This is a genomic window from uncultured Psychroserpens sp. (assembly GCF_947503375.1).
GTDB lineage: Bacteria > Bacteroidota > Bacteroidia > Flavobacteriales > Flavobacteriaceae > Psychroserpens.
Window position 1 is genome coordinate 192,633 of the sequence record NZ_CANNDQ010000002.1, and the last position, 16,662, is coordinate 209,294.

Annotated in this window: 10 protein-coding genes; 4 read left to right on the forward strand and 6 right to left on the reverse strand. The window is 34.4% G+C overall.

All coding sequences use genetic code 11. The features are described 5' to 3' along the window. Nucleotides 1-169 precede the first annotated feature (169 nt). Both Q0876_RS04180 and Q0876_RS04185 read left to right on the forward strand, forming a co-directional pair. Nucleotides 170-2,548 carry a M14 family zinc carboxypeptidase gene (locus tag Q0876_RS04180; protein ID WP_299224446.1) on the forward strand — a complete coding sequence of 793 codons (2,379 nt, stop codon included), beginning with the start codon at nt 170-172 and terminating at the stop codon, nt 2,546-2,548. Nucleotides 2,549-2,727: 179 nt separating this feature from the next. Next, complete coding sequence (locus tag Q0876_RS04185) at nt 2,728-8,763, forward strand: choice-of-anchor D domain-containing protein (protein ID WP_299224448.1); 6,036 nt, start codon at nt 2,728-2,730, stop codon at nt 8,761-8,763. A 58-nt stretch (nt 8,764-8,821) separates the two neighbouring features. On the opposite strand, the gene hisS is transcribed toward Q0876_RS04185, so the two are convergent. Further along, complete coding sequence (gene hisS / locus Q0876_RS04190; protein ID WP_299224450.1) at nt 8,822-10,192, reverse strand: histidine--tRNA ligase; 1,371 nt, start codon at nt 10,190-10,192, stop codon at nt 8,822-8,824. A 158-nt stretch (nt 10,193-10,350) separates the two neighbouring features. Between hisS and Q0876_RS04195 the strand changes: the two genes are divergently transcribed. Then, nucleotides 10,351-11,589: an ABC transporter permease gene (locus tag Q0876_RS04195; protein WP_299224452.1), complete on the forward strand. Its 1,239-nt coding sequence runs from the start codon at nt 10,351-10,353 to the stop codon at nt 11,587-11,589. 14 nt (nt 11,590-11,603) lie between these two features. Here the strand turns inward: Q0876_RS04195 and Q0876_RS04200 are convergent, their stop codons facing one another. The 4 genes from Q0876_RS04200 to rpsF form a co-directional block, all read right to left on the reverse strand. Continuing rightward, complete coding sequence (locus Q0876_RS04200) at nt 11,604-12,083, reverse strand: DUF6495 family protein (protein WP_299224454.1); 480 nt, start codon at nt 12,081-12,083, stop codon at nt 11,604-11,606. 80 nt (nt 12,084-12,163) lie between these two features. Further along, nucleotides 12,164-12,613, reverse strand: coding sequence for a 50S ribosomal protein L9 (gene rplI / locus Q0876_RS04205; protein WP_299224456.1), 450 nt, complete (start codon nt 12,611-12,613; stop codon nt 12,164-12,166). A 13-nt stretch (nt 12,614-12,626) separates the two neighbouring features. After that, complete coding sequence (rpsR, locus tag Q0876_RS04210) at nt 12,627-12,926, reverse strand: 30S ribosomal protein S18 (RefSeq protein ID WP_299225169.1); 300 nt, start codon at nt 12,924-12,926, stop codon at nt 12,627-12,629. After that, nucleotides 12,926-13,264, reverse strand: coding sequence for a 30S ribosomal protein S6 (gene rpsF, locus Q0876_RS04215; protein WP_299224458.1), 339 nt, complete (start codon nt 13,262-13,264; stop codon nt 12,926-12,928). The genes rpsR and rpsF overlap by 1 nt, the downstream gene beginning before the upstream one ends. Nucleotides 13,265-13,462: 198 nt before the next feature. Here rpsF and Q0876_RS04220 point away from each other — a divergent pair, with 198 nt between their 5' ends. Beyond that, nucleotides 13,463-14,158 carry a LytTR family DNA-binding domain-containing protein gene (locus Q0876_RS04220; protein ID WP_040254020.1) on the forward strand — a complete coding sequence of 232 codons (696 nt, stop codon included), beginning with the start codon at nt 13,463-13,465 and terminating at the stop codon, nt 14,156-14,158. Between the two features lie 44 nt (nt 14,159-14,202). Here the strand turns inward: Q0876_RS04220 and priA are convergent, their stop codons facing one another. Then, a complete protein-coding gene (gene priA / locus Q0876_RS04225) occupies nt 14,203-16,656 on the reverse strand; it encodes a primosomal protein N' (protein ID WP_299225171.1) in 2,454 nt (817 codons plus the stop codon). Nucleotides 16,657-16,662 lie beyond the last annotated feature (6 nt).

Genomic DNA, 16,662 nt, shown 5'->3' on the forward strand with positions numbered 1-16,662 from the left:
TATGTTAATCTACAAGCATTTCAATAATCTAAAAAGGGCATTAAAGCGGAAAAGCATACAAAATAATGCATTTCATCGTATTTTTTTGCATTTTATAGATGATTATTAAAATAAAATTATATATTAGCCCCAAATTAAAAACCCAAATTAAACAAAAACCCCTAATCTGATGAGAAAAATTACAGTCCTACATGTATTGCTATTACTTATGTTTTGTAGCGTACATTCTCAAACAACCAACTTACAGAAAGCGCAAAGCTATATTCAAAGTAAGGGTGAAGTATGCTTTACATTTACCGCTAATAGTGAGGCACAATTTCAAGAAATTGCTAACTTTTTATCTATTGGACATAAAATTAATAGAGAAACTTTAGAAATTGAAGCCTATGCTAATGCAGAGACGTTTGATCAATTTTTAGCGTATGGATTACCATATACGGTTAACGAAAGTGATAACGAGTTCAATCCGAATTTTGATACTTTAGCTTGGGATGTAGATTGGAATGCTTATCCAACTTACACGCAATATGTAGCAAAAATGAACTATTTTGCTTCAACTTATCCAAACTTATGTACACTTGAGTCTATAGGTAACACTAATAATGGTCGAGAATTATTAATGTTGAAAATTTCAGATAATGTTTCAACTAATGAAGCAGAGCCTGAGTTTATGTACACATCTTCTATGCATGGAAATGAATTAGCTGGTTTTCCTTTAATGATAAGATTAGCAGAATACTTATTATCAAATTACGGCTCAGATGCTGAGGTTGATAATATTGTTAATTCAACAGTCATTTATATAAATCCTTTAGCAAATCCTGATGGCGCCTACAGAGATACAGGCAATAACGTGATTAATAACCCAAGAAGGGGTAATGCAAATAATGTAGATTTAAATAGAAATTACGCAGATAACGTTGCTGGTATTCACTATGATGGTGTTTATGAAGTTGAAACTGTTGCGTTTATGAAATTTGAAGAAGCTCACGATATTGTGTTATCTGCAAATTTTCATGGTGGTATAGAATTAGTTAATTATCCTTATGATAACACATATGATCAACATGCAGATCATGATTGGTTTGAATACATTTCTGTAGAATATGCAACTAACGCACAAAATAATAGCCCAGCTGGTTACATGACTGTTGATGAAGATTTTGATGTTTACCCAAGCCCTGGTGTAACTCATGGTGCTGAATGGTATCGTGTATTTGGTGGTCGTCAAGACTATATGAACTTTTATAGAGGAGGTCGTGAGGTTGTTGTTGAACTGTCAAATACTAAATGGATTCAAGGGTCAGCTATTGATGCTCATTGGGATTACAATAAACAAGCTTTTTTAGATTACATGAAACAAGTAAACTTTGGCTTTCAAGGAATTATAAGTGATGAATCTGGTAACCCGATCAAGGCAAAAGTTTCTATTGCTGGTCATGATAACCTGAACTCATTTATATTTTCAAATGAAGATTTTGGAGATTACTACAGGTTAATCAAAGGTGGAAGCTATAATGTTACTTTTGAAGCACCTGGTTATGTAACACAAAACATAAATGTAACTGTAACAGATAATATGAAGACCATACAAAATGTGACTATGGTAGCCTCTACTTCTACTCCAACATCTAATAATGTTACAATTAACGAAAATCAAAGCGCTTCTTTATCTGCAAGTGGTACAGGGACTATTAACTGGTATCAGAATGTAGATGACGATACACCTGTATATACTGGTGCGAATTACTCTACCCCTAATTTAACTACAACAACTTCGTATTTCGTTGAAGACGAAATACCTGTTGCTAATGTTGGATCAACCAATTATAATGCCAATGGTGGTTTCTTCGCAGGTGGTACTGGAGATCGATACTTAGTGTTTAATAATACACAGCCAGTAGAATTAGAACGTGTTACTATTAATGCGCAACAAGCAGGAGAAATGGAAATTCAATTACAAGACAGTAGTGGTAATACATTAGATTCTAGATTGATTTTGGTTGAATCTGCAGGTGTACAACAAATTGATTTGAACTTTTTTATTCCAGTTGGTAATGACATGAGATTAGCTAGTACTGAAATGTCTAGTGGTTTTAGTCTATACAGAAACAACTCTGGCGCTACATACCCATATACTAATGGATCAATAACTATTACAAATAATAACATCAACAACTTAGCATATTATTATTTCTTCTACGATTGGGAAATTGCATCTTTAAAAAGTGCAAGACAAGAAGTTGTAGTTACAGTTGAAGATACACTTGGTGTTGAAGAAAACACGATAGAAGCTGTAAGTATTTATCCAAATCCATTTACTAACTCAGTTACAATTAAACTACCAACTCAATCTACAAGCTCAAACATTGGTATTGAACTGTATGATGTGAGCGGTCGTTCAATTTTGAATATTGAAGAAGTAACTGTGAGTAATGGCCAATACAGTTTACAAAACATTGAAAACATCTCAAGTGGTTCATACTTTATGAAAATAACTGATAATGAAACTAATAACCAAGTTGTAAAACGATTAATTAAACAATAAATCGTCCAAACATCATATAAAAAGGCTGAAATTATAATAATTTCAGCCTTTTTAAGTTATTGAAAATCAAATATATAAAAATATTAAATACATTTCATCGAATTTATTTGCATTTCATGGAGTAACCGCCTATATTTGAACTTTAAATTAATTAGTCCCAAACTAAAATTTAACCGCTTATGAAAATTTCTACATTACTACAGGTAAAGTATGCAATATTATTTAGCATACTATTTACGACAAGTTTGTCATTTTCTCAAACTACCTTAGGCTCATACGATTTTGAATCCGGGCTTCAAGGATGGATAGACGGAGGGTCTGACTCTGGTCTATTAAATAATGCATCATACTCTTGTGCTGGTTCTCGTTCTATTTACACAAAAGACGATACGACAGCTAGTAATAGAACTACATCTCCAACCTTTGATTTAACACCATACACAAGTGTAGATTTCTCTTTCTGTGTAACTTTTGCTGCAGTAGATAATGGTGAAGGTTTCCGTCTAGAATTTTTTGACGGAACAACTTGGCAACTACTATATACATACACAAGAGGTGTAGATTTTACAACAGTTGGTGCTGGAGTGAATTATAACTTTACTTACAATGTAGATTCAGCAACCTACACTTTTGCAGTAGATTCAAGATTTAGAATATCTAGTACAGCTAGTGCAAATGGAGAATATAGTATTCTTGATGATATACTAATTGAGGCATACTCTCCTGCTGGTCCTGAAATAGAAATTACTGGTAACGGAACTATTATTGCAGATGGAGACACTACACCAAGTGCAGCAGATGATACTGATTTTGGTTCTATTGCCATGCCTGGTTCTACTCCAACAACTTTTACAATTAACAACATAGGTAATCAGCCTTTAAACTTAACAAGTTTACCGTTTAATGTAATTATTGGTGGTGCAAATCCTGGAGATTTCTTAGTGACAACTTATCCAGCAAGTACTATTAATGCTGGTAATAGTTCAAATTTTACGATAACATTCACGCCATCTGCTGCAGGATTAAGAACAGCTACTGTAACCATAGCTAATGATGACAGTAATGAAAACCCATACAATTTCAGTATTCAAGGTACAGGCTTTATTCCTGCTCCAGAAATGAATGTCACCGGAAATGGTACAACCATAAATGATGGAGATCCAACTCCTAGCGTTGCAGACGATACTGATTTTGGATCTGTAGATGTCTCAGGAGCGACTCAAGTTAATACATTTACAATACAAAACACTGGAAATGCAAATCTTACAATAGGTGCCATTACAATTTCAGGTGCCAACTCTGGAGATTTTACAGTAACTGCTAACCCAAGCGGAACAGTTAACGCTTCTGGTAGTACAACATTTGACATCACATTCGACCCAAGTGCTACGGGTTTAAGAACAGCCACCGTTAGCATTGTTAATTCTGATGCTGATGAAAATCCATACAATTTCAATATTCAAGGTACTGGAATAGTACCAACATACTCGCAAGTAACTGTAGATGTAGATTGGCCAAATTGGTCTTCTGAGAATAGAGTTGAAATTTACTCTCCATCTGGAACTTTACTAACCACAATAGATAATGGATATACAGGTGGTACAAATAACAGTTATTCTACAACAGTAGATCTTGGATGTTTAATAGACCTTAACAACTATTATTTTATCATGTATGATACATTTAATGATGGTTGGAATGGTGCCGATAATATAACCATAACGGTTGGTGGTACTGCTGTGATAAATCAAAATGGTGATGCAGCTACTTCCGGAGGAACTACAGTATTCTTCAATGTAAGTGGTGGTTCCGGAGGTTCAGAAATTTCAATCTCTGGTAATGGTCAAGAAATTGCAGATAACGATGTAACGCCTTCTGCTGTTGACGATACAAATTTTGGAACTGTTGGCGTAGGTTCAAGTACAGCCAATACCTTTACTATAGATAATTTTGGTTGTGTAGGTACATTAAATTTACTTGGTATCTCTCCATATATTACAATTACTGGCACCAATCCTGGAGATTTTTCTGTTACTGCTATCCCTCCAAATTCAATTGCTAGTTCAGGCAGTACAACCTTTGAAATTACATTTACACCTACAGCTGGTGGTATACGAACAGCTGATGTAACAATACTTAACAATGATTCTGATGAAGGCACTTATAATTTTAGAGTTCAAGGTAATGGCTCTGCGCCATTGACCGAAGGACCAGGAGGAGTGACTTCAGACCTACAGCTTTGGCTTAAAGGTACAGATGGACTTGGTTATACTGATGGACAATCTGTAAGTATTTGGTATGATCAAGGACGTGGTGCTGATGCTACTGTAAATACGCCTGGTCAGGAGCCAACTTATTATGACAATATAACTAGTAATATCAATTTTAATCCAGTTGTTGATTTTGATAATGACTATAGCACAGTGCCAATTGACAGTGATTTCTCTTATGATGATACCTCAACTCAATTCTTAGAAGGTACTAGCGGATATTATTCGCAAGATGTATTTGTTGTTCTTATTCCTGATGTAACAGTAAATGCTAGTTTTGGAAGTATGGACGTGTTTTGTGGCGATGAGGATTTCACAACAAATAATACAGATGCAACTGGAATTGGTTTAGGAAGATATACCGTACGTTTTTCAAATGAAATTTTGTGCTATGCTCATGGTCCAACTAGTAGTGGTGATGGGTATGGTGTAGCTGAAATTGGTACAGGTAATACTTATTCTAATGCAGGTATTATAAATGCTAGAAATAACTTAGCTGCATCTCAACAAGAATTATATTATAATGCAAATAATAGAGAAACCAATCAAAATGATGTAGCAGATTTTGCAAACGTAAATGATGCCAGATATTGGATTGGTCGTAGTGAAGGCTGGGAAGCTAGTACAGATGCACGTATTGCCGAGATTATTACTTTTTCTTCAAGAAAAGATGATGCAGATTTAACTAGAGAACGCAATAGGATACAGTCTTATCTGGCCATTAAATACGGAATTACTTTAGGTGTAAATGGTACATCTCAAGACTATGTTGATAGTGATGGAACCGTTATTTGGGACCAATCAGCAAATACAGGCTACAATTATGACATTGCAGGTATAGGTAGGAATGATGTATCAGACTTGAATCAAAAACAATCAAGAAGTGTTAATAATGCAACAGATGCAGGTGGACGTATAGAAGGTATTCTTACTATAGGTTTAACAGACATATACGACACCAATAATTTAAACCAAGCTAGCAACCCTACAACATTTAATGATAAGGAGTTTTTAGTATGGGGAAATAATGGTGCAGACCTTAACTTAGCATCATCAACTATTACTGTAAATATGAGTTCTGGTATCACACCAGCCTTGACAACAGATGTTAGTTTTACAGCAATGCAGCGAGTTTGGAAAGTTGTTGAAAACGGTGGAGACATTCCTACAGCAAAAGTAAGAATTCCGCAAAATGCAATTCGTAATATTACACCTCCAGGAAGCTATTACATGTTTATTTCTGATACAGGAATTTTTGATCCTACAGCAGATTACAGAGTAATGACTCCTGATGGTAGTGGAAATTTAGAAACTGAATACGATTTTGACAATACAAAATATATCACTTTTGGTTATGCGCCTCAAGTTGTTGTTGAACGTTCTATCTATTTTGATGGTGCTGTTGACTATGTAGACATGGAAGATGCACTAGACTTAAACCCAAGTGAATTTACAATATCAGCTTGGATCAAAAGAGATGCTGCCGATGTTGGTACGAAATCGATCTTATCTAAAAGAAATACAGCATTTACGCAAGGTTATGATCTAAGAATTCTTAATAATAATAGCATACAGATGTTCTGGAAAAATGGTAGTGGTGATCAAATCTTAACATCACTTATTTCTATACCAGATGATGAATGGCATCATGTAGCTGTAACTTATGACGGTACAAATGCTATACTTTATATTGACGGCGTGATAGCAAGACAACAAGCAAGATCTGCTCCTGTTGCTACTAATGAATCTTTCTACATTGCTGCTGCTGGTAAAGGAACTCCAGTGCAACACTTTAGAGGTAACATAGACGAAGTTAGAGTTTGGGATAGACGACTTACCGAAAATCAACTTAGATTTATCATGAATCAAGAAATTCAAGATAACTCTACCATAGTTGCTGGCACAGTATTACCAACAACCATTACTAAAAATGAAGTAAACACCATTCCTTGGTCTGACTTGGCTGGATATTATCCAATGTCTGTTTATACATACACAAATACTGAAGATGCTTCAGGCAAAGGAAATCAAGGTGCTTTAAGAAACTTGAATACGGTTGATAGACAAACTGCACCTCTACCATACGAATCTACACAAACAGGTAATTGGGGCAACTCAAGTACTTGGGCCAATGGAAGCATTCAAACCACACCTGGTACAACATCTTTGGTTGATAATACGGTTACCGTAGATTGGAACATAGTTAGAACCAATCATGATGTAACAATTGTTAATGATTCAGATTTACCAGCTGGCAAAAATGGTAATAGAACACTACTAGGTCTTATGGTTGATAGTAACGAGCTAGAAATTAGTGGAGTTACTAATACAAGTACTAATACAGGTTATGGACTAACTGTTAGCCATTATTTGGACTTAACAGGTACTATTGATCTAGAAGGCGAATCACAATTGATACAAACAACAAATAGTGATCTAGTTGTTGCGAGTTCTGGTCGCCTAGAACGTGACCAACAAGGAACTGCAGATACTTATACTTACAATTACTGGTCGTCGCCTGTAGGAGATGCAGATCAAGAAACGAATGAGTTTAGCTACACTTTACCAGATGTCATGCAAGGTATAGGCTTCTTAACCTCGGGTTATGATGGTTCAGCTAGTCCATTACGTATTGCTGATTACTGGATATGGAAATTCGCAAATCTGCCGGATGACGATTATTCTGCATGGCAACATACAAGAAGTACTGGTACTGTTCTTGCTGGTGAAGGATTCACTATGAAAGGGCCAGGGACAGGTGCTTTGACAGATGATCAGAACTACGTCTTTAGAGGAAAACCAAATAATGGTCATATTGATTTAGCGATTACTGCTGGAAATGATTACCTTGTTGGTAACCCATACCCTTCAGCAATTGACGCCGTAGAATTTATAAATGATAATGCTGGAGTAATAGATGGTACACTCTATTTCTGGGAACATTGGGGAGGTGGATCACATATCCTATCTGAATACCAAGGTGGTTATGCATTACTTAACTTATCTGGTGGTAGCCCTTCAGCAACTCAAGGTGTTCCAGATCCTGATGTGAGTAATGTGAATGCACCAAGAAAAACACCAGGTAGATATATCCCAGTAAACCAAGGATTCTTTGTTGTAGCAGGTGGTGGTGGTCAGATTACATTTGAAAATGACCAGCGTATCTTTCAAAAAGAAGATGGTACATTAAATGGCAGCTCTGTTTTCTTAAGAAATGCTGAAAATACAAATAATGGTCAAGGTGAAGCTAACACTGGAGATAACAGAATGAAGTTTAGAATTGGTATTTACACAGTAAATACAATTCAGCGTCAACTATTACTAACCATTGATGAAAATGCAACTACAGGTGTAGATTTTGGTTACGATGGTAAACTTTATGAAGAACAGGTCGATGATATGTTCTGGATGATAAATAATGAAAAGTACACTATACAAGGTAGTAATGAAGTTGAATTAGAAACAGTATATCCTTTAGGTATTACTGTTGATAATACTGGTTTAAATACGATTTCTATTAACAGACTCGAAAATGTGCCTGACGAGTTAGACATATTTATTCATGATAAATCAGATAATACATATCATAACTTAAGAGAAAATGATTTTCAAATCCATTTAAATGCTGGTGAATATCTAGACCGATTTGAAATGACTTTCAGAGATGCTAATGAAACACTAAGCGTTGAAGAAAGCGAATTAGATGATCTTGAGGTATACTACTCAAATGAAAATGAGAGTCTTGTATTACTCAATCCTAATTATAAAGATGTAAAGTCTATTGAATTATTCAACATTGTTGGACAGTCGATTACAACCCTTGAAGATATTTCAGAACTGGACTATTCTGAATATAAAGTTAAGAACTTAAGCACCGGAACGTACATTGTTAAATTATATACTGTAAGCGGTTCAGTATCTAAACAAGTTTTAGTGAAAAAATAGACCCAAATCTACCTTATTCTTAACTGAAAAATAGCCTCAAATTTCTTTGAGGCTTTTTTTATTTTAAAGCGTTTAACAATTCGGCGAGAGAGAGTTGTTCTTGGTTACCAGTAGCCATGTTCTTTAAGGTATAAGTACCAGCATTCATTTCAGATTCGCCTAAAAGCACTACATAAGGAATATTGCGCTTATTCGCATAATTAAATTGTTTGATGGCTTTTTTATTATCAGGAAATAATTCAGCACTAACACCTTCATCTCTAAGTTGAGCAATTGCTTTCATACTAGCCATAGCTTCTGCTTCTCCAAAATTGATAAACAACACTTTTACTGTATTAGTAATCGTTTCAGGAAACAATTGTAAATCTTCAAGCACTAACGCTATTCGATCCAAACCAAAACTAATACCAACACCACTCATGTCATTAAGTCCGAAGATTCCTGTAAGATCATCATAGCGACCTCCACCTCCAATGGAGCCCATGTTTACACCTTCTGGAGCAGCAACTTCAAAGATGGCTCCTGTATAGTAATTAAGTCCGCGTGCAAGTGTTACATCTAATTGTAGTGTTGCCGTTTTCAATTGAAGTGTTGAAATAGCAGTATTAATAAATTCTAACTCTTCAATCCCTTTTTTACCATTTTCAGATGAATTTAAAATAGATTTGAGTTCGGTGATTTGCGTACCAAAATTACCAGTTAAACGAAACAACGGTTGCAATTTCTCTATTCCAATTTGAGGAATTCCTTTACTCAACATCTCTTCTTTAACCTTCTCCTCTCCTATTTTATCTAACTTATCTAAAGCCACCGTAAAATCGATGAGTTTGTCTTGAGCGCCAATTACTTCAGCAATACCAGATAATATTTTTCTATTGTTAATTTTTATCGTTACACCATCTAGGCTTAAGGCTGTAAAAACGGCATCATATAATTGTACGAACTCTACCTCTTGCCACAACGAATTGCTACCAACCACATCTGCATCGCATTGATAAAATTCTCTAAAACGTCCTTTTTGTGGTCGATCTGCTCGCCAAACCGGTTGAATTTGATAGCGTTTAAATGGAAAATCGATCTCATTTTGATGCTGTACCACGTACCTAGCGAATGGTACTGTTAAATCGTAACGCAAGGCTTTTTCTGAAATGCTTGATGTAATTTTATTTGAGTCCTTTGTGTCATACAAGCTATTATCTACTTTACTTAAGTAATCTCCAGAGTTCAATATCTTAAAGATTAAACGATCGCCTTCATCACCATATTTTCCCATCAAGGTACTTGAGTTTTCAAAACTTGGTGTCTCAATCGGTTGAAATCCGAAAGTTTCAAACTGCGTTTTAATTGTATCAAAAATATAATTTCGCTTTGCAACTTCAACAGGATTAAAATCTCTCGTTCCCTTTGGTATACTTGGTTTCTGCGCCATAATCGTGTCTCACAAAATGAGAAGCTATTTAAATGTGGATGTAATTTTTCACAAAAATATTATAATTTTTATAGGCAAAGCCAAGTTATTTCAATTTTATAGTAACTTTATAGGTGTTTTGTAGTCTTACAATAAAACGCAACAGCCAAATATTCACCATGTTTTCATTAGTTAGAGAAAATATACGTATTGCTTTTGACGCTATAAGAAGTCAGCTTTTACGCACAATACTTACCGTTTTGATTATTGCTATAGGTATTACTGCCTTAGTTGGTATTTTAAGTGCTGTTTCTGCTTTAGAAAATACTATTTCTAGTGATTTCTCCTCAATGGGAGCCAACACCTTTAATATACAACGCTATGATTTTGATGGTAATGGCCGTGGAAATGATGATCAAAAAGTAAACCCTATAATTAGTTATAGGAATGTAAAAGAATTTGAAGAAAATTTTAATTTCCCTTTCACAAAAACGGCTGTTTCTTTTTTAGGAACGCGAAGTGCTGAAGTAAAATACAATAGCGAGAAAACTGATCCAGAAGTGCAAGTTTATGGGGTTAATGAGAATTTTATACCGAATTCTGGCTTAGAGATAGAATCTGGTAGAAACCTCAACTACTTCGATGTGCAAAATAGTATCAATGTTTGTGTCATTGGAAGCGATCTTAAAAAAGCATTGCTTGATGATGTCAACCCTATAAATAAGACCATTAGCATTAGAGGTTCAAAATTCAAGGTCGTTGGGGTCTTAAAAGAAAAGGGCGCTACTTTTGGTAATAATCAAGATTTAAGAGTATTAATGCCGCTTCAAAAGGCTAGAACCATATTTACCAACTCAAATATAAATTACAGCCTAAGTGTAAAAACGGACAATAAAGACATGTTGGAAGGCGCTCAAGACGAAGCTGTTTTGTTATTTAGAAATATTAGAAGGTTAAATCCGGTAGAGGAGAACAATTTTGGTTTAGAGCGTAGTGATGATCTCATCAATAGAGTCGCTTCAATTACAGATACGTTGTCAATTTCTGCATGGATCATAGGAATCATTACCATATTTGGCTCTACAATTGCACTTTTAAACATGATGTTGGTTTCTGTATCTGAACGAACACGGGAAATTGGCGTAAGGAAGGCTTTGGGAGCAAAACGTGGTACTATCGCCTTTCAATTCTTCATAGAAACCATTATTATTGGTCAGATAGGCGGTATTGTAGGAATTCTTCTTGGAATACTCGTGGGTTGGGCAATTTCATCAGGATTAGGATTTCAATTCACCACGCCATGGTTTGCCATGTTTAGTGCGGTTTTGATCACATTTATAGTCGCTATTCTTTCTGGTTCAATGCCAGCAATTAAGGCTTCGAAATTAGACCCAATCGAATCGTTACGTTATGAGTAACAAGTTTCGGTTAGCTATTCATTGCCACTAACTAATTTCTCGAAATACTTATACAGTTCTCCCTTAGTAATTACTGCACCTTGTTCTATAAGTTTAAACTTATCTAAGTTTTTTGATTCTGAATAGTCTTTTTTAGAAGTGTAAAACTCTATAGCATCAGATAATAAGTTATTTCTAAACCAATCAAAGCCGTCCTTTGTTGTTAAATCAATTGCTTTATTATTCACTTTAAGAGCAATGAGTCGCATGTCTTTCTCTGTACAATGAAACAAATGCATTTGTTGCTTAGAAATATGCTCTAGATAGTTTACTTTAGAGAGTACTCCTTCCCAAATTAAATCACTAAACACATCCAACTCCTGCTCTGCGACTTTTGGTTGATTAGTTTTAATAGCTGTCCATTCATCTGCAGTGATTGATTGAGTAGCTAAAAAATTGATAAATTCCTGATGCAGTTCTTCAAACTGTTCTTTAGTAAGTCTTGAATATTTCATTTTACAACTAATCGTTTAAATATAGAATTGAAAAAGCCTCAACGTTACGTTGAGGCTTTTGTATATACTTTACTTGAAAATTAAGCTTCTGCTACAACCTCAAATGGTAAATCTACTGATACTTCTCTGTGTAATCTGATAACAGAATCGTATTTTCCTAAACGTTTTACGGTACCACCAGCAATAGAGATGAATTTTTTATCAATATCGTGACCAGCTTGTTGTAATGCGTTTGCTAGATCAATATTGTTCACAGAACCAAATAATTTGTCTCCTGAACCAACTTTTGAAGCAATTTTGATCTCTAAAGTTTTAAGTGACTCTGCAGTTTTATTAGCTGCATCAACAATACTCTTTTCTTTGTAAGCTCTTTGCTTTAAAGTCTCTGCTAATACTTTTTTAGCAGAAGGTGTAGCCATTACAGCTTGTCCTTGAGGAATTAAAAAATTTCTACCATAACCGTTCTTAACTGTTACAATATCGTCTTTAAATCCTAAATTTTCAACGTCTTGTTTTAATATAAGTTCCATAGTTATTGGTATTTTATTTTAATAAATCTGCTACGTATGGCATTAACGCTAAGTGACGTGCTCTCTTTACAGCAACAGATACTTTTCTTTGGTATTTTAATGATGTTCCTGTTAAACGTCTTGGCAATAATTTACCTTGTTCGTTTACAAAACCTAATAACCAATCTGGATCTTTGTAATCAACATACTTGATTCCAGATTTCTTAAAACGACAATATTTCTTCGTTTTGCTAGTGTCAATGTTTAACGGAGTTAAATATCTAATCTCTCCGTCTTTTTTTCCTTTTGCTTGTTGTTCAATTGAAGACATAATTACGCGTTTTGTTTGTTTCTAGTTCTTCTCTTTTCTGCCCAAGCAATTGCATGCTTGTCTAATTTTACTGTTAAGTAACGCATAAAACGCTCGTCACGTCTAAACTCTACTTCTAATGGAGCAATAGCAGATCCATCAACAGTGTACTCAAATAAGTGATAAAAACCACTTTTTTTGTTTTGAATTGGGTAAGCTAATTTTTTTAAGCCCCAATCTTCTTTGGCTATCATCTTCGCTCCTTTAGAAACAAGAAAATCTTCATATTTCTTTACTGTTTCCTTTATCTGATCTTCAGATAAAACGGGATTTAAGATGAAAACAGTTTCATAATGATTCATATAAATGTATTTTACAATTAAAAATGGGTGCAAAAATAACTATAAATTCTATATTTGACAACATTTTTTATGCTTAAAATCTAGGTAAGATAGTTTTCTTAAAATTTTGTTAAAAAAAACACTTTACCGATGTTTTTTGGTTTTTATCCGAATTTTTTGTACTATTGTCGATATCTTAACCTAAAATATAATAATGTTATGACTTTAAACTGTGTAGTAGTTGATGATTCTGCGATTCAACGATTATCGATTGTAAAGTTAATTGAGAATCATAGCTCACTTAACCTTATTGCAGAATACAGTAGCGCATTAGAAACCAAAAACGGGCTCAATACTCATAAGGTAGATTTAATCTTCTTAGATATTGAAATGCCAGTTCTAAATGGTTTTGAGCTATTGGACGTACTCAACAACAAACCCCAAATTATTTTCGTTACAGGTAAAACTGAATACGCGTTTAAAGCTTTTAATTATGATGCAACCGATTATTTACAGAAACCTATAACTAGGGAACGATTTAACACTTCTGTAGAAAAAGCATTAGAGCAACATAAACTTAAGCTAGATTTTAACGAAACAGATGGCGAACACATCTTTGTTAAAAGTAACCTGAAAAAACGTAAAGTTTACATTAAAGATATTAAATGGATTGAAGCTTTAGGTGATTATGTAAAATTAGTCACTGAAGAAAATAGCTTAGTCGTTTTATCTACAATGAAAGCTTTTGAACATGAATTACCAGAAGGTAAATTTTTAAGGATTCATAAATCTTATATTGTCAACCTTGACAAGGTCGATAGATTTAATAGCAAAAATGTTGAAGTTGGTGCTTATGAGATTCCTTTAAGTAGAAACAAGAAGACCCAACTTGTTGATGCTTTGAATAACATTTAAAAGGCAATTAAGACCATTTCGTTTGAAGATATAACGTTAACAACTTAATAATTATCGACATTTAAAATTACTCTTATCGCCCTAAAATCTTTCACACTCAAGAAGCTATTATTTATTTTAATAATGGCTTCTTTTGTTTTTGCTAATGATTGTTTTTGAGGAATCTTAATCAAAATATGTTTCAAGTATTGATTTCTAATCCTTGAAACTGGAGGAAACTCAGGGCCTAATACATGCTTATCAAAAACTGTTCTTAATGATCTAGCATACCAATCGGCACCATTGTTAACTTTCAAGTAATCTTTATGCTTCAAAGTAATCTTTATCATCCTAAATATGGGTGGATACTTATACGTATAGCGGTCTTCAATTTGTTCTTCATACATTTGCGAATAATTGTTGGTAGACACCTGCTGCAAAATACGATGAAAAGGATTATACGTTTGAATTAATACTTTTCCTCGCTCTTTAGTGCGTCCTGCTCTTCCAGAAACTTGAGCCATTAGCTGATAACTACGTTCGTGCGCTCTAAAATCTGGAAAATTAAGCATATTATCAGCATTCATGATACCAACAAGCTTAACATTTCTAAAATCCAATCCTTTAGTAAGCATTTGTGTGCCTACAAGAATATCAATTTCTTGCTGTTCTAATGCAGTAATTATCTTTTCATAACCATATTTACCTCTTGTAGTATCTAGATCCATACGAGCAACATTAAAATCTGGAAACAACATCTTTGCTTCTTGTTCTACTTGTTCGGTACCAAAGCCCTTAGAATCTAGTTCTACACTACCACAGGCCTCACAAGTTTTGTGCATAATCACGTGATAACCGCAATAATGACATCGCAATTGATTTTTATATTGATGAAATGTTAAACTGACATCACAGTTAGGACATTGTGGCGAGTGACCACAAGTATTACATTCAACAATAGGCGAAAAGCCTCTTCTGTTCTGAAAGAGTATCACTTGATGACCTGCGGTAAGAGTGTCTTGAATTTCTTCTATCAAACGGTCACTAAAATGACCATTCATACGTTTGCGTTTATGCTTATCTTTTAGATCTACAAGTTCAATATCTGGCATCAATACATCATTGTATCGATGATTGAGTTCAACCAAACCATACTTGCCTTGCTTGGAGTTATAGTAACTCTCTAAACTAGGTGTAGCTGAACCTAAAAGTGTTTTGGTTTTAAATAAACTCGCCAATACAATAGCAGTATCTCTAGCATGATACCTTGGTGCTGGATCAAATTGTTTGTATGATGATTCGTGCTCTTCATCAACAATAACTAAACCTAAGTCTTGAAATGGTAATAATACTGATGAGCGCGCTCCCAAAATAACCTGAGCCTTAGGTGAATTATTTAATACATTGTTCCAAACCTCAACACGTTCGTGCGATGAATATTTACTATGAAAAACGGCTACTTTTTTACCAAAATAATTTTGGAGCCGTTCTACCAACTGTGTTGTTAAGGCAATTTCAGGAAGTAGATACAAAACTTGTTTCCCTTTTAAAATTTGAGCCTCAATGAGCTTTACATATAACTCAGTTTTGCCAGAAGAAGTTACACCATGCAGCAGTGTAATACTTTTATTTTTAAAGGATTGAATCACTTCATCTAAAGCAATTTCTTGATATTCATTTAAGCGTTTCAAATCTTCATTTTCTCCACCTTCATACTGAACACGATCTGTTTGGATATAATATTCTTCTAAAACCCCTTTATCAACTAATGCTTTCACAATTGCAGAAGAGGTATCACTTTCAGAAATAAGATCTGAGACCTTTACAGGTTTTTTAGTTTGAGCAGAAATTGAAAATAAGGTCATTACTACGTCACGTTGTTTTGGAGCTCTGCTTAACAACTCCATTAGCTGTTGTAATTCGTTTGGAGAAGTATAAGCTGTAGTAATCTTAACATATCTTACCAGCTTAGGTTTGTACTTTTCATAAATCTCTTCTTGAACATTAATGATATTTTTTTCTAACAACCGCTTAATGACGGGTAGTACATTTTTTTTATCTAGAATAGACATCAAGTCTTGAATCTTTAAAGACGATTGATGATGTAAAGCTTCATATACGATAAATTCATCATCTTTTAATAATTCATCGTTAACCACAACCTCACTATTTCTAGAAATAACCGTCTCGCTTTCAAGAATAAATGCACTTGGTAGAGCCGCACGCATCACCTCTCCTACTGTACACATGTAATAGTTAGCCATCCATTGCCAATGCACTAGCTGTATTAAAGTCACGACTGGTGACTCATCTAATATCTGATGAATTTGTTTTGCTTCATAGACCTTGGGAGCTTCGATATGCACTCGCTCAACTAATGCTGTATAAATTTTAGATTTCCCAAAAGGCACAGACACACGCATACCAGGCTGTAAAAAGTTAGCTTCTGCTTGAGTGATAGCATAAGTAAAACTCTTTTCGAGAGGAATTGGTAATATAACGTTGATAAAGTTATTCAGTACTGA